19 protein-coding genes and 1 pseudogene are annotated in these 21,583 nt (G+C 39.7%); 9 read left to right on the top strand and 11 right to left on the bottom strand.

Annotated elements, in window-relative coordinates; translation table 11 throughout:
• Positions 1-234: 234 nt before the first annotated feature.
• A complete protein-coding gene (locus ABZP31_RS07325; protein ID WP_034429247.1) occupies positions 235-1,452 on the top strand; it encodes a CaiB/BaiF CoA-transferase family protein in 1,218 nt (405 codons plus the stop codon).
• Positions 1,453-1,495: 43 nt separating this feature from the next.
• On the opposite strand, the gene ABZP31_RS07320 is transcribed toward ABZP31_RS07325, so the two are convergent.
• The gene (locus ABZP31_RS07320; protein ID WP_005014172.1) at positions 1,496-2,347 is read right to left on the bottom strand and encodes an IclR family transcriptional regulator; all 852 of its coding nucleotides are present in this window, start codon (positions 2,345-2,347) and stop codon (positions 1,496-1,498) included.
• Between the two features lie 108 nt (positions 2,348-2,455).
• Complete coding sequence (locus tag ABZP31_RS07315) at positions 2,456-3,661, bottom strand: 3-oxoadipyl-CoA thiolase (RefSeq protein WP_005025990.1); 1,206 nt, start codon at positions 3,659-3,661, stop codon at positions 2,456-2,458.
• Between the two features lie 609 nt (positions 3,662-4,270).
• Between ABZP31_RS07315 and ABZP31_RS07310 the strand changes: the two genes are divergently transcribed.
• The 6 genes from ABZP31_RS07310 to ABZP31_RS07285 all read left to right on the top strand — a co-directional run bounded on the left by ABZP31_RS07310 (position 4,271) and on the right by ABZP31_RS07285 (position 10,663).
• A complete protein-coding gene (locus ABZP31_RS07310; protein WP_262475729.1) occupies positions 4,271-5,425 on the top strand; it encodes an acyl-CoA dehydrogenase family protein in 1,155 nt (384 codons plus the stop codon).
• Between the two features lie 61 nt (positions 5,426-5,486).
• Complete coding sequence (locus ABZP31_RS07305) at positions 5,487-6,758, top strand: MFS transporter (RefSeq protein WP_005404933.1); 1,272 nt, start codon at positions 5,487-5,489, stop codon at positions 6,756-6,758.
• A 49-nt stretch (positions 6,759-6,807) separates the two neighbouring features.
• On the top strand, positions 6,808-7,482 hold the full coding sequence (locus ABZP31_RS07300) for a 3-oxoacid CoA-transferase subunit A (protein WP_046206206.1): 675 nt from the start codon (positions 6,808-6,810) through the stop codon (positions 7,480-7,482).
• Positions 7,479-8,129 carry a 3-oxoacid CoA-transferase subunit B gene (locus ABZP31_RS07295; RefSeq protein WP_005014181.1) on the top strand — a complete coding sequence of 217 codons (651 nt, stop codon included), beginning with the start codon at positions 7,479-7,481 and terminating at the stop codon, positions 8,127-8,129. The genes ABZP31_RS07300 and ABZP31_RS07295 overlap by 4 nt, the downstream gene beginning before the upstream one ends.
• Positions 8,130-8,170: 41 nt before the next feature.
• On the top strand, positions 8,171-9,436 hold the full coding sequence (locus ABZP31_RS07290; protein WP_248134675.1) for a DcaP family trimeric outer membrane transporter: 1,266 nt from the start codon (positions 8,171-8,173) through the stop codon (positions 9,434-9,436).
• Between the two features lie 24 nt (positions 9,437-9,460).
• Positions 9,461-10,663, top strand: a complete 1,203-nt coding sequence (locus tag ABZP31_RS07285) for an MFS transporter (RefSeq protein WP_034671047.1) — start codon at positions 9,461-9,463, stop codon at positions 10,661-10,663.
• Positions 10,664-10,777: 114 nt separating this feature from the next.
• Here ABZP31_RS07285 and ABZP31_RS07280 read toward each other — a convergent pair whose 3' ends face one another.
• From ABZP31_RS07280 to xseA, 5 genes are all read right to left on the bottom strand, one after another.
• A complete protein-coding gene (locus ABZP31_RS07280; protein WP_005407350.1) occupies positions 10,778-11,212 on the bottom strand; it encodes a PaaI family thioesterase in 435 nt (144 codons plus the stop codon).
• A 170-nt stretch (positions 11,213-11,382) separates the two neighbouring features.
• On the bottom strand, positions 11,383-12,033 hold the full coding sequence (locus ABZP31_RS07275) for an SOS response-associated peptidase (RefSeq protein ID WP_248130689.1): 651 nt from the start codon (positions 12,031-12,033) through the stop codon (positions 11,383-11,385).
• A gap of 310 nt (positions 12,034-12,343) precedes the next feature.
• Entirely contained in the window at positions 12,344-12,682 is a 339-nt protein-coding gene (locus ABZP31_RS07270) for a hypothetical protein (protein WP_005025972.1), read from the bottom strand.
• A gap of 145 nt (positions 12,683-12,827) precedes the next feature.
• On the bottom strand, positions 12,828-13,022 hold the full coding sequence (gene xseB / locus ABZP31_RS07265; protein WP_005014193.1) for an exodeoxyribonuclease VII small subunit: 195 nt from the start codon (positions 13,020-13,022) through the stop codon (positions 12,828-12,830).
• Positions 13,015-14,280, bottom strand: coding sequence for an exodeoxyribonuclease VII large subunit (gene xseA, locus ABZP31_RS07260; RefSeq protein ID WP_111281284.1), 1,266 nt, complete (start codon positions 14,278-14,280; stop codon positions 13,015-13,017). Before xseA ends, xseB begins: the two co-directional genes overlap by 8 nt.
• A gap of 290 nt (positions 14,281-14,570) precedes the next feature.
• On the opposite strand from xseA, the gene ABZP31_RS07255 reads away from it, so the two are divergent.
• Positions 14,571-14,693: a hypothetical protein gene (locus tag ABZP31_RS07255; protein WP_005404932.1), complete on the top strand. Its 123-nt coding sequence runs from the start codon at positions 14,571-14,573 to the stop codon at positions 14,691-14,693.
• A gap of 227 nt (positions 14,694-14,920) precedes the next feature.
• On the opposite strand, the gene ABZP31_RS07250 is transcribed toward ABZP31_RS07255, so the two are convergent.
• On the bottom strand, positions 14,921-17,314 hold the full coding sequence (locus ABZP31_RS07250) for a glucose/quinate/shikimate family membrane-bound PQQ-dependent dehydrogenase (protein ID WP_250706188.1): 2,394 nt from the start codon (positions 17,312-17,314) through the stop codon (positions 14,921-14,923).
• A gap of 102 nt (positions 17,315-17,416) precedes the next feature.
• Positions 17,417-18,661, bottom strand: coding sequence for a carbohydrate porin (locus ABZP31_RS07245; RefSeq protein WP_248130693.1), 1,245 nt, complete (start codon positions 18,659-18,661; stop codon positions 17,417-17,419).
• A 364-nt stretch (positions 18,662-19,025) separates the two neighbouring features.
• Here ABZP31_RS07245 and ABZP31_RS07240 point away from each other — a divergent pair, with 364 nt between their 5' ends.
• The gene (locus ABZP31_RS07240; protein ID WP_005404068.1) at positions 19,026-19,475 is read left to right on the top strand and encodes a hypothetical protein; all 450 of its coding nucleotides are present in this window, start codon (positions 19,026-19,028) and stop codon (positions 19,473-19,475) included.
• 122 nt (positions 19,476-19,597) lie between these two features.
• Here the strand turns inward: ABZP31_RS07240 and ABZP31_RS07235 are convergent.
• Positions 19,598-20,592, bottom strand: a pseudogene (locus ABZP31_RS07235) (ABC transporter substrate-binding protein).
• Between the two features lie 3 nt (positions 20,593-20,595).
• Complete coding sequence (locus ABZP31_RS07230) at positions 20,596-21,183, bottom strand: ANTAR domain-containing response regulator (protein WP_248134672.1); 588 nt, start codon at positions 21,181-21,183, stop codon at positions 20,596-20,598.
• Positions 21,184-21,583: the final 400 nt, after the last annotated feature.

The raw sequence follows: 21,583 nt of genomic DNA, 5'->3' as shown, positions 1-21,583 counted from the left end.
GGAGTTATATTCTTTACAAAGGAAAAGACTAAAAATCTATATAAATAATTTTTGGTACTAAAATTAATTAATAATAAAAATTAATTTTACTCTGCAAAATTAATTTATCTAAATATAGCTTCATATTTTATTTAAAGTCTATAGTTTTGTGTTATAAATAAAATATTATTTCGTTTGATGAAATAAATATACTTTATTTCTAGGGAAATTAGAACAAGAGTAAGGAGTAGAATGATGGGTGCTTTGACAGGTTTTAGAGTGCTGGATCTAAGCCGTATTCTGGCAGGCCCTTGGTGCAGTCAGATTCTGGCTGACTTGGGTGCTGAAGTCATCAAAATTGAAAAACCCTATAGTGGTGACGATACCCGTCGTTGGGGACCACCCTGGTTAAAAGATGATTCAGGACAAGACACTCAGGAGTCTGCTTACTATCTTTCTGCAAATCGGGGTAAGCATTCAGTCGCTATTGATCTTGCAACTCTGGAAGGGCAGCAGCTTATCCGGACACTTGTACTTGAATCTGATGTATTAATTGAAAATTATAAAGCGGGTTCACTTCAAAAATATGGTCTTGATTATGAAACGTTAGCAGCAATCAATCCGCGACTCGTTTATTGTTCTATTACAGGGTTCGGACAGAAAGGACCTCGTGCAAATGAACCTGGATATGATTTTATTATTCAGGGTATGGGCGGTATGATGAGTGTTACCGGCGAACGGGATGACCTGCCGGGTGGTGGTCCCCAGAAGGCTGGCTTGGCTTTTGCAGATTTAACCACCGGGCTCTATTCAGCTATTGCTATTCAGGCAGCACTGCTTTCCAGAGAAAAAACGGGCGAGGGTCAACATATTGACATGGCCTTGCTAGATACACAGGTTGCTTCCTTATCTGTTCTTGCCATGAATTATTTAACCTCGGGAAAAGTCCCGGGCCGTTTCGGCAATGCTCATGCTAATATTGTACCTTATCAGGTATTTAAAGCTAAAAAAGGCGAGTTTATTATTGCCTGTGGTAATGATAGCCAGTTTAAAATACTGTGTGAAAGTATTGGTCTGGCTGAATTAGCTCTTCATCCACATTACAGGCAAAATTCCGGGCGTGTCACTTATCGGGAAGAATTGACTGCTTTATTACAGCAACACTTTATGACACGACCAGCCGAGGAATGGGTAAAAATCATCCATCAGGTTAAAGTCCCGGTCGGCATGATTAACAATTTAAAGCAGACTTTAGAAGAAGAGCAGGTGATTGCCCGGGAGATGGTAGTTAACATGCCTCATTCTTTGCAGCAGAACTATACATCTATTGGTTCACCTATTAAACTTTCAAAAACACCGGTAGAGTATCAAAAGGCGCCGCCGTGTTTAGCACAAGATACTGAAAATATTCTAAGCCGGTATTTATCAGAAACAGAAATTATAGAACTGAAAGAAAAGAAAATTATTCAGTAAATTTAAAAGTCCCCGTTCTTACAAGTCGGGGACTTTTTATATTTTACATAATTTCATTTAATGAGTCCTGAATATTGTGCACCATATGAATCAGGCGCGGACCGATTTCATCTTCGAGGCGCTCGGGACTGAGTTGAAAGCTGGGTGCTCCACAGTTAAAGACATATAAACCATGCTGACTGCTTACCAAGGGTACCGCCACAGAATTTACTTCCTTATGCCATTCTCCTAAAGATAAACAATAGCCATAGTCCTGATAATCACGAAAAGCACGTTCAAGTGAACGTTTGATTGAAGGCCAGTTCTCCGGATTTTTCTTGGCTAGTGCATCCATCAAGAAATTGCGCTCATGTTCTGGTGTAGCTGCCAGACAGGCCCGTCCCATAGAGCTGCTATAAATGGGTAAAGTCGAACCAATAGGGCGACGCATATTCAGTGAGCTTTCTACTTGTACTACATCAATATAAATCATATTCAACCGGTCACGGGTTGCCATAGCGACCGGTGCCTGAGCATATTTACTCATCTCTTCCATAAGCGGATGAGCAGTATTGCGAATAGAGATATTAGACAAGGCTGAATAGCCTAAGGAAAGTACACCTATATCAAGCATGTACTTTGTAGAATTTGGCAACTGTTTTAAATAGCCTAAGCTTACCAATGTATTAGTAATACGGGCAATTGTCGGCTTCGGTAAACCTGTCATCTTAGCCAGTTCCTGATTACCCAAGACCTGCTTATGAGCAGAAAAGCAGCGCAGTAACTCTAATCCACGTGCCAAAGAGGCAATAAATTGCGGATTATTTTCACGGTGTATATGAGAGATAGGGTCGAGACGAATTTCATCCAGATTGGTTATTTTTTCAGTTTTTTCTACTCTGGTACTTTCAGACATTCAAGCCTCAAATATAATGAAAAATAAATATGTTATTCATTATATTTCGTTAAACAAAATTAATCCATTCACCACTTTTATAGTGAATGGATCTTTAAACTCAAAAAATCAAGAAACGTTTTCAATGACCATAGCCAGACCTTGACCTACACCAATACAAAGACTAACCACTGCATATTTTTTCTGGCGGCGCTGTAATTCACGTGCAACCGTTAGTGTAAGACGGGCGCCAGAAGCACCAAGAGGGTGGCCTACTGCAATTGCTCCTCCATTTGGATTAACACGCGGATCATTAAAATCTACATCTAAACCTTTCAAACAGGACAATACCTGTGAAGCAAAAGCTTCATTGATTTCAATAATGTCCATATCATCAAGAGTCAGACCAGCACGGCTGACTGCTTTTTTAATTGCCTCAATAGGACCTGCACCCATAATACGTGGTTCAATACCTGCCGCTGCCGCTGACAAAATTTTTGCCATTGGCTTTAAGCCGTATTTTTCCTGAACTGTTTCTGAACCAATCAGTAGAGCTGCTGCGCCGTCATTAATACCAGAAGCATTTCCAGCAGTAACTACACCACCTTCAAACAAGGGTTTTAATTTAGATAGGGCTTCAAAGTTAGAAGATGGACGTGGATGTTCATCTTCACTAACCAGTTTAGGCGGTAACTTTTTACCTTGAGAAACTTCAATAGGAGTAATTTCTCCTTCAAAGAAGCCTTCAGTCTTTGCCTGCTGATATTTCGCCTGTGACTGTGCAGCAAAGGTATCCGCCTGTTCACGGGTAATTCCAAATTCGACAGCTACATTATCGCCTGTTTCAGGCATTGAATGGCCACCATACTGCGCAGTAATTTTCTTATTAGGAAAACGTGAACCAATAGTAGTATCAAAGATTTTTGCCTCACGACTAAATGCAGTTTCTGCTTTGCCCATAACAAATGGTGCACGGGTCATGCTTTCTACACCACCAGCAATATACAGTTCACCTTCACCACAGGTAATGGCACGAGCCGAATCGATAACAGCCCCTAAACCACTTGCACATAACCGGTTTACTGTCTGTCCGGGTACAGTAACTGGCAAACCGGCCAATAACACAGCCATACGTGCTACATTACGGCTGTCTTCGCCAGCCTGATTCGTATCACCCAGAATAACATCTTCAATATCTGTCCCTGGTACACCTGTTTTTTCAATGAGCTTTTTAATAACTTCTGCTGCCAGATCATCAGGACGTATAGACGCGAGTACACCCCCATGACGGCCAATCGGACTACGTAAACCATCGTAAATATAGGCATTTAGCATTTGAAAACTCCATTTCAGAGATAGTAAGAGAGTAATTTTTGATTACTCAAAAAATATTTTGGTATCACTACGGCTTAAGGCTTATAAGTCATTCATCATGCTACATTTATTTATCAGTTCAATCTGTGAAGAGCTTAGCAGTCAATGATGAGTACATATAAGGCCTATAAATTTGGGATTTCTTACATTCCATCTTCTTAATTAAGATTCTAGAAAAGCACTGGGTTTTTATGTTTTAGCTTAAAATTTCAGTGCAATGAAAAAGACAAGTATTGCCTTTAACTCTTGATTCCTAGGTCTTAATTATATTGATTACTTTGTTTCGTATAGCAAAACTATATTCTTTTTATCCTGTTATGTCTAAATTTTTTTGCAATTAATTTCGAAGTAGAATTAAAAACATTTTTATTATTTTATTAATTATTTGATTTATATTAATTAAAAAAATTAATTTCGCTCGACGAAATTAATTTTCAAAAAAGCTTGAATTTTGTGCATTTTATCTTTTACTATTCAGAACAGCATAAGTAAAACCAGATTTTTCATTGTGAAATTTAAATGAAGTGAAAAATCTATAGCGTTTAAAATAAATAGGTAGGGAGATCTCTGATGATCCGTGATGAAGGAATGCTTGAACAGCTGCTTTCAACGATTCGAAATTTTGTTAAAAATGAACTTATTCCACGTGAACACGAAGTTGCCGAAGCAGATAAAATTCCTGAAGACCTCATCCAGAAAATGCGTGAACTCGGTTTATTTGGACTCACTATCCCTGAAGAGTATGGCGGTTTAGGAATTACTATGGAGGAAGAGGTACGAGTTGCCTTTGAACTGGGCCAGACTTCACCAGCCTTCCGTTCACTTATTGGAACAAATAATGGTATTGGTTCTAGCGCAATCTTGATTGATGGCACTGAAGAGCAAAAACAGAAGTATTTACCACGCTATGCCAGTGGTGAAATCATTGGTTCGTTTTGCCTGACTGAACCGGAATCAGGTTCTGATGCTGCATCTTTACGCACGACTGCAGTCAAAAATGGCGATTTTTATATCCTGAATGGCACTAAACGCTATATCACCAATGCTCCACATGCTGCAACCTTTACCGTAATGGCCAGAACCAATCCTGAAATTAAAGGCTCAGGCGGTATTTCTGCCTTTCTAGTTGAAGCCGATAATCCAAGTATTACTCTTGGAAAAATTGATCAGAAAATGGGGCAGAAGGGTTCACATACCTGTGACGTCATCTTTGAAAACTGTCGTGTACCCGCCTCTGCCCTGATTGGAGGAGTGGAAGGGGTCGGTTTTAAAACAGCCATGAAAGTCCTTGATAAAGGACGTCTGCATATTGGAGCCTATAGTGTAGGGGTAGCAGAACGTATGCTGGATGACGCACTGCGGTATGCCGTTGAACGTAAACAGTTCGGTCAGCCAATTGCCAGTTTCCAGTTAATCCAGGCCATGCTGGCAGACTCCAAAGCTGAAATCTATGCAGCCAAATGTATGGTGCTCGATGCTGCACGTCGTCGTGACCAGGGTGAAAATATCAGTACGGAAGCTTCATGCTCAAAAATGTTCGCAACGGAAATGTGTGGCCGTGTTGCAGACCGCTGTGTACAGATTCATGGAGGGGCTGGCTATATCAGTGAATACAGTATTGAACGTTTCTATCGGGATGTACGCCTGTTCCGTCTTTATGAGGGAACCACACAGATTCAGCAAATTATTATTGCACGCAACATGATTAAAGAAGTGTCTTCGTAATGAGGACATGATGGGGATAAGGCATCAGAGCTAAGATGCCTTTTATTACAAGGAAATGGACATGATGGATCAGGCTGTTCAAAAAACAGATAACACAACAAATGCAAAAGTCTGGAAATTTGCTTTTATTTTTTCCTTCCTGGCTTTATTGGTTGATGGCGCTGATATTGCTTTTTTATCTTATAGTCTAACCAGTCTGAAAACTGAATTTGGTTTAAGCAGTATACAGGCAGGCGCACTCGGAAGCTGGACACTGGCAGGCATGGCAATTGGTGGCTTCTTTGGTGGCTGGGCCTGTGACCGTTTTGGACGGGTGCGGGTTATTGTTATTGCAATTACCTTATTCTCGTTGCTGACCTGCTGGCTGGGCTTTGCACAAAGTTACCAGCAATTTGTGACACTACGTTTTATTTCAGCGATTGGTTTAGGGGCACTCTACATCGCCTGTAACACCTTAATGGCAGAATATGTTCCTACAAAATATCGCTCGACTGTATTAGCTGCCCTTATGACTGGCTGGACCTTGGGTTCAATTGTGGCTACGGTACTTGCAGGCTGGCTTATTCCTGAATTTGGCTGGCGCATGCTGTTTTATATTTCAATTATTCCTATTGTTCTGGCAGTAGCCATGCACTTTCTGGTGCCTGAACCACAGTCATGGAAAGATGCACGTGCCCAGCGCCTCACCACTACCACTTCAGTAGATCAGAGCCAACCTAAACCTAAAGGTGCTTTCAAGACAATTTTTGCAGATGTTATGAACCGCCGCATGTTCATCCTGTGGTCATTCAGTACTGCTTTTCTACAGTTCGGCTATTATGGGGTAAGTAACTGGTTGCCAGCCTATTTAGAATCCGATCTTGGTATCAAGTTTAAAGAAATGACCATGTATATGATCGGTACATTCTTTATCATGATCTGTACAAAAATTATTGCAGGCTATATTGCAGACCGGATTGGACGCCGTGCTGTATTTGCCTTCGGTACAATGGGCACAGCAATCTTTATTCCCATCATTGTATTTGGTAATACGCCTGACAATATTTTATGGCTAATGCTGTTATTCGGTTTTCTGTACGGTATTCCATACGGAATCAATGCAACTTATATGACAGAGAGCTTTCCAACCAAGGTTCGAGGTACAGCTGTAGGCGGTGCATATAATATTGGCCGTCTGGGTGCAGTACTTGCGCCGGTTACTATTGGCTACTTTGCACAAGGCGGTTCCATCGGTACAGGTCTGTTGATTATGGGTGTAGCCTATTTTCTTTGCGGTTTAATTCCAGCCTTGTTTATTAAAGACCGTTTATATAATCCTCAAAAAGCAGAGTAATGGTATTTACCATTGCTCTTTTTTTATATTTGAGAAGGTAAAAGTTCAGATGATCAATAAAATCACTCCGGATATTGAAACGATTTTAAAGGGTATTCCAGACGGGGCCAGTATCATGACCAGCGGCTTTGGACTAGCTGGACAACCAGTTGAACTCATTGAGGCCCTGATTGACTTTGGCCCACGCGACCTGACCATTATCAATAATAATGCAGCCTCAGGTGACCGTGGTCTGACCAAGCTATTAATGGCTGGACTGGTCAAAAAAATGATCTGTTCTTTCCCAAAAGCTAATAATACCAAAGTATTTGATGAACTTTATAAAGCAGGAAAAATAGAGCTGGAGCTAGTACCACAGGGCAATCTGGCCTGCCGGATTCAGGCAGCTGGTGCTGGACTGGGAGCAGTATTTACTCCGACCGGTTATGGAACCAAGATTGCTGAAGGTAAGGAAACTCGTATTATCAAAGGCAAAGCTTATGTACTTGAATATCCGATTGAAGCTGACTATGCACTGATCTATGCAGACAAAGCAGACCGTTGGGGTAATCTGACTTATCGAAAAGCTGCGCGAAACTTTGGCCCCCTTATGGCTAAAGCTGCAGAGATCACAATTGCTCAGGTTCATGAAATTGTTGAGCTGGGTACATTAAATCCTGAGTGTGTCGTCACACCAGGAATTTTCGTTCAGCATGTATTTCAGTTGCCAGGAGGTGGCGCATGAGTATCCAGAAGCGTACACGTGAGCAAATTGTACAGTTAATTGCACAAGATATCCCCGATGGTTCTTATGTGAATCTAGGTATAGGTCTGCCAACAAAAGTTTCTAAATACCTGCCAACAGACCGGGAAATTATTCTGCATTCAGAAAACGGTATATTGGCTTTTGGTGCACCACCAGAGCCAGGGCAAGAAGACCCTGATCTCATTAATGCAGGAAAAGAATTTGTCACTTTACTGGATGGTGGCTGTTTTATGCATCATGGTGACTCATTTGACATCATGCGCGGCGGGCATCTGGATATTTGTGTGCTTGGGGCTTTTCAGGTTGCAGTAAATGGTGACCTGGCCAACTGGCATACTGGTGAAGCAGATGCAGTACCAGCTGTAGGTGGTGCAATGGATCTTGCAGTCGGCGCAAAAACTATTTTCGTATGTATGGAACATGTGACTAAGCATGGTGAGCCTAAAGTGGTTAATGCGCTGACTTACCCGGTAACAGGGGAGCAATGTGTGAACCGGATTTATACTGATCTCTGCATTATTGAACTCAGCAATGGCAAAGCATTAGTTAAGGAAATAGTTGAAGGCTTAAGTTTTGAAGAATTGCAGTCTATGACTGGATGTGCACTTGCCGACGCCAGAACTTAAAAAGCTTTTTATACGGATTTAATATCTTTAAGGATTAAAGAATGAAAAAAATGATTTTAGCTGCAGCCTGTGCTGCGGCCTCAGGGAGTATTTTCGCCGATTCTACCGAGCAGCGTATTTTACTGTTGGAAAATGAATTACAGCGCTTAAAGACCGAGCTTAAAGAGCAAAAACAGCAACAAAATGTTCTGCAAGCACAGCAGCAGGAAGATCGCGCTTTAACACAGAAAATTAATACTTCCTCATGGAAAGACAATGTCGATTTTTATGGCATCTTGCGTATGGATGGTGCTGTAGACTTTAAAAATACAACAGGCCGTTCAAGCGGAGGGCGTACCAGTAATAAGATTAATAGTGTCCCTTTTGATGGAATTGAGGGAAACCGTTCAGATTTTACCGTAGCCGCCAGCCGCTTTGGAGTAGACATTAATCATCTGGGGGGACGTAAAGATGTTAAAGCCAAGCTGGAAGCTGACTTTTGGGTGGACAGTGGTAAAGGTGACGGTAAACTCAGAATACGTCATGCTTATGTCAGTTTTGATGACTGGTTATTTGGCCAGACATGGTCGCTTATGTCGAATATGGAAACAATTACTGAGTCAGTTGATTTTACCCAGTTACTCGGTGCTTCAATCCTGCGTGATCCGCAAGTCCGCTATCAGTGGCAGTTTAGCCCCGCACATACATTGCAGATGGCTCTTGAGTATTCAGGTGAAAGAACTTCAGAATTTCCAAGCCTGACTAGTAAATACACTTACAAGAATGGACCATTGCATTTGATGGGGCAGGGCTTCATCAACGAGAAGCAGGCACAAGCTACCACTGGTGATATTGAGAAAGTCAGTTGGGGTGTAGGAGCGGGTGCCAAATATAAATTTAATGCTCAGCAATCAGTTCAGGCGAACTATTACCATGTAAAAGGTGACCAGAAGTTTGTATTTTATACCAATCAGGGTTCAACCTCGGATAACGCAAACTGGGGCGGCGACTTCTCTGTAAATACAGATAATAATGAGATACTGTTAAATGAATTTGATAGCCTGAGTATTGGTTACTCTCATAAATTTAATGACCAGTGGCGAGCAAATATTGCAACTTCATTACTGCAATATGATGATAATAGTGCATATGCCAAAGCCAATCCAGAAAGTAATAAACGCCTGACTGACCATGTAGTTAATGCATTTTATACCCCAGTGGAGCACGTAGATCTGGGTGTAGAATATCATCATGGTAAACGTGAAAACTTTGCAGGAAAAGAAGCAGATATTTCACGTGTTAATATGTCAGCACGTTATAAGTTTTAATTTAACCAGACAAGGATGTCATTTATGCAAAATAGCCAGCCAGAACATTATGACCTGTCACGAGGTCTGATTCTGATGCTGGCAATTACCTGCGGTTTATGCGCCGGCTCAAATTATTTTAATCAGCCATTAATATATTCAATTTCAGAAAGCCTTTCAGTGAGTGCAGAACAGGCAGCCTTTACAATTGTGATTAGTCAGCTTTCATATGCTGCCGGTTTATTTGTATTGGTTCCCTTAGGAGACCTTTTTGAGAAACGGGGTTTTATCTGCCTGCTCATGTGTTTAACCGGAATTGCCCAGATTGGGCTTTCCATGAGTCATTCAGTTTCTGTACTTTATGGTTTTACATTTTTAGCCACATTCTTTTCTATAGCAGCTCAGGTACTTATTCCCTTCATTTCCAATCTGGTATGTCCGCGTAAAAGTGCTGAACTTGTCGGTATACTGATGAGTGGTTTACTGATGGGAATACTTTCCGCCCGAACAATAGCCGGGTTAGTCTCTACCATGTGGTCTTGGCACTATATTTATCTGGGTAGTGGTATAACCATACTTTTATTTGCACTGGTGATGTGGAAACGCTTGCCTCAGTCCAATAAAGTATCTGGCTTAACAATATGGAAAATTTACCAGTCTTTATTCAGCTTTGCTGTTCATGAACCCCATCTGATCCGTAGGGGTATTGTAGGAGGACTCGGCTTTGGGATGCTTACTCTTATCTTTACAACGATGACCTTTCTTTTAGCAAATGCTCCTTACCATTTTAACGATTTTCAGATTGGCCTTTTTGGAATTGTAGGTTTAGCAGGGGTTTTTGCTACACCTTGGGCAGGTAAACTCATCAGCCGTGGTCAAGATGACCATGTAGCACGCATATGCATCTGTTTATTAATCATATCTTGGTTACCACTCTATTTTGCTCAGCAATCATTATGGATGTATGGAGTAGGGGTGATTTTAGCCTATTTCGGGCTTTCTGCCTTGCATGTATTAAATCAGAATCTGGTTTACCGGATTTCAGCTACAGCACGTTCAAGGATTAATTCAATTTATATGACGATGTACTTTGGTGGCGCAGCTATAGGTTCATTTTTGGCGGTCTTTTTCTGGAAACATGGAGGCTGGCCAGTATGTGTAATATTAGGAGTCTGCATCGCATTACTCATTTTTTTATTTGATCGCTATGATTACCGAGCAGTGAAGCAATCTACGATCCCTCAGTAAGATTTATCGCTCTACTAAAGTAATAGCCTAAGTAAATTAATTCTCAATTAAATAGCCTAAGTATAGTTTTAAATTTTTAAAGCAAACCTCTCAACATAAACCTCACAAAAAAATTCAAGAACGATTAGTAATCATAAGAGTAGCTGAACCAAAAGCATAAACTTTATCACTCTCATCAACTATACGAGCTTCAGACGTTAAAATATTACGTCCCGTATTAATTACATCCCCAATGGCAATATATGTTTTATCTTTCTGTAAAGGCCGAATCATTTTGACATTCAAATCCAGTGTTGCAAAACTTACTCCATTCTCAACAGTTGTATGAACTGCACCTCCAGTTGCTGTATCTAGTACTGTGGCACAGAAGCCACCATGAATTAAACCCTGTAAATTAAGATGACGCTCATCTGGTGTAACTGCATATTTAATATGACCAGGCTGCACATCAATAATACGCATAGGAATAGTTTGAGCCATAGCAGCAGGACTCTGGATTTTCCCATCCTTTATGGCCATCAGAAATTCAAATCCATTTTTAAATTCCATATATTCTCCAAAATAGTTTATTTAAGTCTTTATTACATTTTGCTAAATAGAAATTAATTTCGCAATAAGAAATTTTTATATTTTATTAATAATAGTTGAGAAAGCTAACTGTTAGAGCCTAAACCAGCTGATCAAGAATATTTTCATGATCTAAGATAGAGCTACTGCGTTTAGAATGAATTGATATTAAAATCGTACTGTGCTGAATAGGGCATATGTTCAGCTATAAAGTCTTCAGCAGGAAAGCTGGTTAAAAAATTTTGAGCTTCTTGATGGGGAGCTTGTAACCAAGCTAGACGTAGCTCGGGTGGAATCACTACAACAGAGCGTTTTTCTTTTCCTGGCTTATGAAACTGTGACATTAATGGATGCTTCTCAGCATTTATAGTGAGCATAGACATAGAATGTATAAACTCTTTTTCAAGTTTCGTGCGCTCATAAATTGCTGCTATCGTAAAAGGTTGCCCATCTTTACGATAAATTCCCCAGCGTTGTGCTTTTCCCTCGATATAGCGAGGCTCAAAAAATACTTCAACTGGAATGAGTGCAAACTGGTCTGATTTCCACGCATGTCTGAAACTTGGTTTCTCGCTTACAGTTTCACTCCGGGCATTAAAAGTTTTTTGTACTATTTTTAAATCCTTTGCCCAAACCGGAACCAGACCAAATATGGCACGGCGCCATTCAGGCTGTTGTTCTGGAGCAATAATGATTGGACTCCGATCACTAGGATAGACTTCAGCCTGATAGTCGAATGTCATTTGTGGTAAATCTAGTAAATGTGCATGTTCAGGTCGGATAGGTAAATAATTAGCACACATAATGCTCTACTATATTCATAATTTCTTATCTACTTTAAAATTACTCGAAATAGAAGAACAGCTAGCTATATAAAAAGTTGCAGTATAGATATATAAAATAAAATTTTTGCTAACCAAGACAGGTTGAGAGAAAATTATTTTTTAAAATAATAGCGAACCAGCAGAAGAAGGATAATAGTAACTATTAGCATGATAGCTGTAGTAGAATCAAAAAATTGCATAGATATTTTCACCTGATGATTATTTTTAAAGAATACCAGATGTCAGAAACTGTCTGGTATTCTACAATATAATAAATTAATTCCAAAAGTTAGCGATGATATTCCTGCTCAATGGCTGCAAGTTCTTGCGCATAATGTTCCAGTTTGTCCGATAAAATTTTTAATTCGTTATCACTGTAGTCATTATCAATAAGAGTGCGATAAATTACTTCCAGATTATCTCTCACAGATTCATTTTTATTAGAAAGTTTGGCATACCATGCTGAATCGACCCCATAGTCCATCCTTTCATCATTGCCTGTGGAATGAATAAACAGGTTGCTCTGATATTCTTTATTCCCTGCATTATTCAATTTTTCCGAAATATTATAGGCACGAACCTGTAAATCTTTAATGCGGTCATGTAGTTGATTTTTAGTTATGCTCATAATTTTATTTCCTGTCATTACTCTATTCTTATTAGTGACTATGAAGACAGCTTTAGACTATTTCAATTATAAGTTGTTAAGTTTTAACAGGTCGTTAACATATCCAAGCTAAGCATATTATACTTTTAATCTCGCTAAACCATCTTCATTCTTTAAAAGTTTCTGTTAATGCTTGCTGAACTGCTTCTACACGACTTTTACAAGCCTTATAGGCTCGCATAGATTCTTCTACAATCTCCATCAGATTATCAATGTCTGGTTCTTCCTGAGTTTCCAGAAACTCGGCATTCTTTTTCAAGATCTCATAACCCTGTTTAAAGCTGAGTTCTTCATTATTCATTTTGACTTCCTTTTACAATTTCTGCCTGAATCGTACCATCCTGCAGCTCGAGCTGTATATTTTGTATAACATTTAATTGCTGCACAGAACGAATGGCCCTACCATTATGCCGGACAATTGCGTAGCCCTTATTCAAAATATGTCGTGGATTTTGTAGTAAGGTCTCTTTTAATAGGCTGTCAATATGTTGTTTAGTCTGACGAACTTGCTGCTGGGCACAGTAATGGACCACATCCTTTAAAACGTCTAGGGTTTTGGCTGACTCAGAAAGCTGGCTATGAGACAAAGTTCGGATTAAACGCATATATTGATCATTTTGGCTCTGATAAACCGTAAGCTGATATTGAGATAAAGTCTTAATACGCTGAAAGGTATTTTGAACCTGCTGTACGTTTTCACTGATAGTATTTCGAATTCCTGCAATAACCTTACTTGGGGTATCAAAAGAGCGATGGGCAATTTCATCCAGAATAGTCCTGTCTTTTTCATGGCCGATACCTACCCATACGGGAACCGAACGTTTGCATAAAAGGGCAGCCAGTTCATAATCATTTAAATAGGCCAAATCATTTACAGCACCGCCACCGCGAATAATTACAATCAGGTCAGGAGGGTAGTTAAAATCATTAGCCCAGTGTTTCATAGCACTACGTAGAGCCTCTATAATACTTTTTGGAGCTGTTTGGCCCTGAAATGTAGCTGTTTGATAGATGAAATTGCAGACACCATATTTTTGTAGTACATCAGCATCTTTTTTAAAGTCACCTAAACCGGCAGCCTGTTGCGGGGCAATAACCAGTACATGCTGGATATCAAACGGCGTAACAAGCTGACGGTTTCGTTCGATCAGTCCTTCCTGAGTTAACCGTTCAACCAGTTGCTGATATTGTCTGGCGATATCACCTAGGGTAAAGCTCGAATCTATATCTTCAATATTGACTGAAAACCCATATTGCGGATCAAAACGAGCCTTGACCTTAATAAGCACATTTAAGTCTTTAGACAGTTCTATTCCACTTTCACGCTCGAATTTAAGCACAATGTTTGCCGCACTAAATTTCCAGATGGTTGCCCGGCAACTAGCAATGACCTTATCGCTCTGCTGTTCTTTTTCAGCAAGCTCCAGATAATAGTGACCACCTTTAATATTTAAATTACGTATTTCTGCCCTGACCCAAACGGACTCATCAAAAGTCAGCTGAATAATTTCCTGTACGCCAGATAAATATTCACTTAAAGAAAGTTGTGGATCAGCCATAGGTCTCTGGTTAGAGTAAAACGTAATTAAAAAATATCAGGAATATTATAAATCGTCTGTTGAATAGTCGTGAGAATGGCTAAAAAATTTAAGCTTAACTATAAAAGGGACTTATATGAACATCACTCTAGTAAAACTTCTCAGATGTAACAATTAAAAGGTTATGTTATCTATGCACAAATATTTTGTTACTTTTTATAGGACAAGAATTCTGTTTCTTTAAGAAAGCTTATAACGCTCTTTGAAAAGAGTATATTGAATTTCATCATTACTGTTTAGGAGTTAAGGACATGCTTAAACAAGTATTGAAATGCTGGTTATGCTTTCATGTCTGGTCATTTACTAAACAAGATGGACATAAGCTCAAGCAATGTCATAAATGCGGAACCATTAAAGACCAGTTCGAATTCTAACTTAATGCTGTCTTTTAAAAATAAAAGCTGAAGTAACTGATAAGGATTACTTCAGCTTTTATTTTTCATATCTATTTAGAGAAAGATTTTTATTTAGGTATTTAATACCTAAAATGCAATTTCTAATTGCAAAAATCTTTTCTATTAATAAGCTGATTTTTTATACAGATGAAAAATTAATAGACCTCCAGGGAGGCCTATTAACTCATTATACTCTAGTGTTAATATCAGTCTGGCAAGGCATAAGCGATTAAATAATCACCCATTTTGGTTCCAAAGGAACCATGCCCACCTGCCATAATAACTACATACTGTTTGCCATTTATTGAGTAGGTCATAGGTGTAGCCTGACCACCTGCCGGTAAACGGGCTTTCCATAGCTCATCACCATTGGAAACATTAAAGGCACGGATATAGTTATCCTGAGTACCTGCAAGGAACATCACATTACCAGCAGTTGAAATTGGCCCACCTAGCATTGGTACACCTAACTTAAATGGCGGTAATGGAATACCTGGCAGACTGTCACGGATCGTACCCACACGTTTCTTCCATGCTATTTGATGGTTATCCAGATCTACACCGGCAATATAACCCCATGCTGGCTGCTTACAAGGTAAACCTAAAGGAGAAAGGAATGCATTAATTTCTACGCCATACGGAACACCGTATTGTGGTTGAATGCCTGACTCTGTGCCTGTACCTTTTACTCCACCTTCAGGCCAGATCGGATTACCCGGACCACGTGGAATGAGTTTAGATACGAATGGCAATGCCATCGGATTCATTACAGCCACCTGACGGTCCGGATTCACAGAGATACCACCCCATTCAAACATACCAAGATTACCTGGGAATACGATGGTTCCATTTTCAGAAGGAGGTGTATAAGGGCCCTTATAGTCCAGGCTATGGAACATTACACGACACATTAGCTGGTCAAACATGGTCGCGCCCCACATATCTTTATCTGTCAGATGATTTTTAGGGCGGAAGGTAAACTCGGAAATCGGTTGAGTCTTAGATACCCAATCACCTTTAGCTGCACCTTGTGGAACCGGTTCTTCATGAACAGGAACTACCGGCTGGCCAGTACGGCGATCCAGTACAAAGATATGACCGGTTTTTGTCGGTGCATAAATTGCAGGCACTATTTGACCATTTTTAGCCTTTACATCAACAAGAGTAGGCTGTGAAGGTACATCCATATCCCACAGGTCATGATGTGTAGTCTGGAATGACCAGACCAGTTTACCTGTACTTGCATTGAGAGCTACTACGGCATTTGCATAGCGTTCCATTTGTGGTGTGCGGTGACCACCCCAAATATCTGGGGTAGAAACACCAGTTGGAATATAAACGATATCCAGTTGAGAGTCATATGCAAGCGGTGCCCAGGCATTTGGCGAGTTATGTACATATGTACCACCAGTCGTTGGCATGGCATTTGGATCGGCTGCGCCTGTATCAAATACCCAGAGCAGTTTACCTGTATTTACGTCATAGCCGCGAATAACTCCTGAAGGCTCTTTAATTGACAGGTTGTCGGTTACAGAACCTGCAATAATGATCGTACTGCCAGTTACAATAGGAGGCGAGGTTGGGTTATAGCCGCCCGGATAAGCATTTGGCATATAGAGCTGAAGGTTAACTTCACCATTTTCACCAAAATCTGTACAGCGCTGACCATTATCTGCATTAATAGCAACAAGGCGCCCATCATTAACAGGCAAGATCACCTTACGTGGACATATCGCAGAGGTAGAGGTACGGCCCTGCAGGCTTGTAGCAAACTCGGCAGTATTGTTCTGATCATAGTAAGAAACACCCCGACAGGTTAGATGCTGAAAACTTGGATCTGTTTTGAGTTTTGGATCAAAACGCCATTTTTCCTTACCTGTAGCGGGATCAAGAGCCACCAGAAACTGGTGGGTAGTACAAATATACATGTTATTGCCAACTTTAATTGGCGTCACCTGATTTGTAGTTTCTCCAGAGTCCTTGTCAGTTTTAAAGTCACGGGTCCGATAGGTCCATGCAACTTTAAGATCTTTAACATTGTCAGCATTAATCTGAGCTAGGGGAGAATAGCGCAAACCTGACTGGGTACGGCCATATGCCGGCCAGTCTTCAGGGGGTATACCAGGAAGCGCTTGCGCTTGAGCTGGCTGCTGTGCTTTTAACTCACCATGAATCTCTTGCGGATCATTAAATATTGAATAAATCATGACTAAAATTGTCAAGGCCAGTACTGCACCCAAAGCCATGATTGCCGGCTTGCGATTTATAAAGTTGTAGGTAACCGCTGGAATTAACAACCAGAGACCAAGCAAGCCTAGAATATCCAGACGTGGTGCAAGGGCCCAAAAGTCGGTTCCAACTTCCCAGATAGCCCAGATTACAGTTCCAAGCACTAAAGCGGCATATACCAGTAATGCTGAAATTCTGCCTTTATATAGCAAGAAGGCAGTAAGTAACATAAGAACGGCAGCAATAATATAATATATCGAGCCGCCAATTGCAGCGAGCCATATACCGCCGATGAGCAATCCGATTCCGATAATTGTAAAAATGAACACGGTAATCAGATTCATTTTTGACCTTGAAGATGCACGATTCATTTTCTGTGATCTCCTCCTAGTTTTAAGTTTTTTAGTGAGTTAAGCATTTTCATCAAGATAGAACAGGGTTCATCAAATCCTTTAATCAGAATCAACATATAATTAAAAAGCAGCCTGTAGTTTTAAACCACCGACCCAGACATTTTCGCCATTCTTATAACCGCCGACGTGACGGATGTACTGAATATTCGGGCGAAGAGTCAGCCAATTTGTAGCGTGAATACCGTAGTAAAGCTCGGCATCATATTCTTCATGTTGACCGGTTTGGACCTTGTCATTCACAGAAATCCGGCCAAATGCTATAGCGAGCTGATCATCTGGGCGTTGTAAGCTAAGACCGGTATAGACCAGACCAATATTTTGCATGTTATCTATAGTATTGGTTGCATCATCATGCAGGGTAAGATTAATAAACCCTTTCAGACCACGATTCGAATCAGGTTCAGGCTGGGTAAGTTTCTGCTGAATTACTGCCCACATTCCCTGTTTATGGCTATTTTTTATAGGGTTTTCAATTTCTTCTACATCTGCGGTACTATAATAATAACCAAGGCGGTATTCACCTGGTAACTGTTGTAAAAACGCTCTAGGCTGCCAGACCAGCTCTACAGGAATAATTGCACCTTTGGAACCATCTGTACTCAAATTAAATCCTTTACTACGTTTCAGATTTTCAGGGTTATATTCATATACTCCTACTTGGCCATAAAGTTCTGGCTGTACCTGGTATTTAACTCGCATGGCCCATTGACTCACAGGCCAGTTATACCACTGGTCACCCACCCAGTTACCTACCTGTGAACCACAAAAAGTAAGATTCTGAAAATCACAGTCAAAACTGTTAAAATCTTCCCCTTCACCGAACCGGCCAACTTTAATATCTAACTTCTGGTCTAAAAACTGTTTTTTTATCCATAAATCAGTCAGACGCCAAGTTTGCCCACGTCCCCAGACTTCCTGTACCGAACTCAAATGTCCCTGTAGGGCCTCATGTGTCTGCGAAAGTGAACGGCCATTCCGGTGAGTAACAGTAATCTGGGCTTCTGTATCCTCCCAACCCATAATTTTTTCCAGATCAAAATGTGCGCCTAGAGCAAACTGGTCGGTGTATTCAGTTTTATGTTTATCATTATTCTTTGCATCTATAAGGCTTGCCATTTCACCTGTATAACCCAAACTAAATTGATAGCCTTGCTGTTCAAGCTGAGTTCTGTTGCTATTCCAGTCGCCCAACATCCAGGGAGATTGCGTAGAAAATGCAGGTACAGCTGCGTAGAGACCGCTTGAAGTTAGCAGACCACCCAATAAGCCAAAAAGACTTACAAAGTATTTACTTTCAGTAGGCATTATGAATATCCTGAACAATATTTGTAATTGTTAATAAAGAGAAGTATGAAACTTTCAAAAAATAAAATGTAGGTATAAGATTTTTCTATGTATTCTTTTTATATATTTAAGTTAATAAATATTAACAATTCTTAAATATTCTATAGTTGTGAGATAATAAAAAGTTTTTTATAAAAAATAAGTAGATAGACGATTTTCTATAAGCATTTTATTTTAAGTAAAAACTCTAATTTAAAATACGAAATTACAGTAAATAATGCTTAATATTCTATACAGAAGCGATATAAATTTAAAAAAAAGCCCGTATAAAATTACTTTACATTTCTTTCAGATTTATGCAAGTTTAAAAACAACTGATTAAAATATGAAGAACAATATGCAAGATATTAATGAGCCGAAAATTAATCTTCCTGAAGAGATAAAATTAGAAGACGGAACAGTTATCCCAGTTGGTGACATCAGCTATGAGGCTTCCTATCTGGATGGAACCCATGATCCGGAAAGTTTTAATGGCTATATTCTTACATTTGAAGTATCAGGAAAGGGAATGGCCGCAATTCGGATTATCCCAAGTATGACTGATCCAGATGACGCCGAGCACGGAGTCAACTATACCGAATTCACTGAAGATGATGAAGCCGGTATCGACCTTTCACCTGAAACCGCCAGCCAGATTCGAATTACACCAGCAGAAGAAGATGATCTGGTTAATGAAGATGACTACGGCGACGGAAATGAACACGATGGGGGTGTAGTACCAGAGGACTATAATAATGAGGATATTGAAGATATAAATGATATTATAGACCGCTAGGTTACTGAATTATAAAATTAATCTTAGTATCTTTAAAAACGTTTCATGAGATAAAAAGTTTTGCTATAAGAACTTTTTATCTCATTTTTAATAGTAATCCAAATAACTTCCCGGAGCCAATATCAGCATTGAAGTTTGTATATACAACTTTGACCAAGTTGGTGGAAATCCGAAGAATAAGAATCAAGCTGTTCCCATTTCAGCATTTTTTCAGTTAACCATATAAAATCGGCTAGTTGGGGCTGAGCAGACTCACCAATAAAGTTCTGTATAATATTTTTTATAAAATAAAATTTGTCTACGTGTATCTCAGCAGAACATTGAAACCGGATAATATTGTAATGAATAAGTAGCTGCCAGATTTGCTGATAATCTTGCATCTGTTTTAATTCATATTGTGCCTTTTGAATAGCCTCGACTAAAGCGGTTAATGTATTTGGATGCTGGCTAGCCCATTCGGCCGTTACTGCCAATACTTTATCGGCGACTTTAGGAATAATGGTTTGGCTTGAAGTAATTATTTTTGAATAACCTTGTAATTCTCCTTGGGTATTCCAAGGTTCACCTGCACAAAAACCATCAATTAAGTGATTAGAAACAGCCTCAACCATATACGGCGGTGGCAGAGTTTTTAATTCAAACTGCTGGGCGACTTGTTCATCGGCCAGAGCCAGCCATTCTCTTAAACAATAATGATGAAGCGAGTATTTAAAAACCTGCGCTAATTGAATTGGACGTCCTGTAAGTAAGCTTGCACTACTTTTTGTGCAGATTGTTGTGCTGTATCACTAGAGTTAATATCCAGTTCAAAACACAGTTTCTGGCTTAAACTGATATAAGCCTGATTGGTACTTAATATTAATGGTGTTTGAAAAGGTATCCCTGACTGATCAAGACCTATTGCAGCAGCAGGTAACATTGCAGAAAGACAATGTGCAGCATCGAGAAAACCAAAAGCTAGCCGATCACGCAGACTGGCCCAGGATGGTTCTTTAACCAGCTGGACATTTAAACCAGTTTCTGTAAAAAAGCCACGATATTTGGCCCATAAAATAGCAATACAGTCCAGTAATGGTATGTAGCCTAGCTGAATATCTGTTTTTTCAAGCTGTTTCATAGCCTAATCCTTTAATCTGGTCTGTAATAATTGCGGTGCGTCAAGAAGCCTTCTGGCCATTTTACCCATGGTCATACGATGGCTCATGGCATTTTTTCTTAACAGGCGAAATGCATCTTCTTCACTGAGATGATGCATTTGCATGAGTAGCACTTTGGCTTTTTCAATATCCTTACGGTCAGCCAGTTTTCCTTCGGTTTCTTTTAAGGCATTAAGCAATTTTCGGTGTTTTTTAAACTGTTCAATAGAGATCTGTAAAATACTGTCAAGTTTGGCCGGATCAATCCCATCAACGATATAGGCGGTTACTCCAGCATCGATAGCACTTTTAATCGTATCCTTGTGGCTATTTTTGGTGAAAAGAACAGTAGGCAAATCAAAATGGCTGACACAGTTTTCAATAATATCTCGATGCGGATTTTGTATATCAAGCAGAATTACATCTGCGTGCAACTGCTGTAAATAAGACATATTAGAGTGGTCAATGACAAGACAGGCCACCACATCAAAATGATGTTCCAGCAGAGAAACTCTAATATATTCTGCTCGCTCCAGGTCATCATCGATTAAAACTATTTTAAGCTTTGACATGCAACACTCGGGTTGTGTCTCTAACAATTGTTAAAGATCTAAAGCAATTAGAATGCCAATCTGATATAAAAATTTAAGACACGATGATTAAAATTCAATAAAGAAATACAGTCTAAATGCTCTTTGCTTTAACTCTCTGCACCTTAATAATGCAATTCTTAGATTCTAACCGGTAAACTTATATAAAATTAAAACTATTAAAATTAGTTTATTGATAAAAATTAAATAAAATCAATAAACTATAAAATAATTTTTAAAATTGGCATATTAACTGCATACTACTGAATGGGTCAAAGAAGACTCTCAAAATTTGTAAGACGGCCAACGACGTCCGCTCTGTTCGAATCTGTAAGGTGGCAACACTAACAGACCAGTCCATGCGTTCAGTTCAGGTAGGAGA

This window comes from Acinetobacter sp. FL, from assembly GCF_040744925.1.
Taxonomy (GTDB): Bacteria; Pseudomonadota; Gammaproteobacteria; order Pseudomonadales; family Moraxellaceae; genus Acinetobacter; species Acinetobacter radioresistens.
The sequence above is the reverse complement of the archived record's forward strand: the minus strand, read 5'-3'. Positions and strand labels throughout refer to the sequence as shown.